Source organism: Amphritea pacifica (assembly GCF_016924145.1).
GTDB lineage: Bacteria > Pseudomonadota > Gammaproteobacteria > Pseudomonadales > Balneatricaceae > Amphritea > Amphritea pacifica.
Window position 1 is genome coordinate 1 of record NZ_JAFFZO010000262.1, and the last position, 246, is coordinate 246.

At 52.4% G+C, this 246-nt stretch carries 1 protein-coding gene; it reads right to left on the minus strand.

Annotation, left to right across the window (positions count from 1 at the left end; all coding sequences use genetic code 11):
• Positions 1–246, minus strand: a 246-nt coding sequence (locus tag JW499_RS22280) for a transposase (RefSeq protein ID WP_205212573.1), incomplete at both ends; no start/stop codon positions are given.

Consider the following 246-nt stretch of genomic DNA (forward strand, 5'->3'; position numbering starts at 1 on the left):
GACCTTAGGCTGCATCGATTTGGGCAGCTTGTTCAACACGTTTGCGGTCTTATGCACCCAGCAACGCTGATGACGACAGCCAGGATAGGTCTTGGTCATCGCTTTCCAGAACCCCAACGCACCATCCGCCCAAAAGTAGACGTAACGTTTGTTGTTCAGGTCGCGGCGTCGCCATTGATCATGCTCTTCCAGCCATTTCCCTTTAAGCCGCGTGATCGTATTAGCCGACAGTCCTTTAGCCTGATT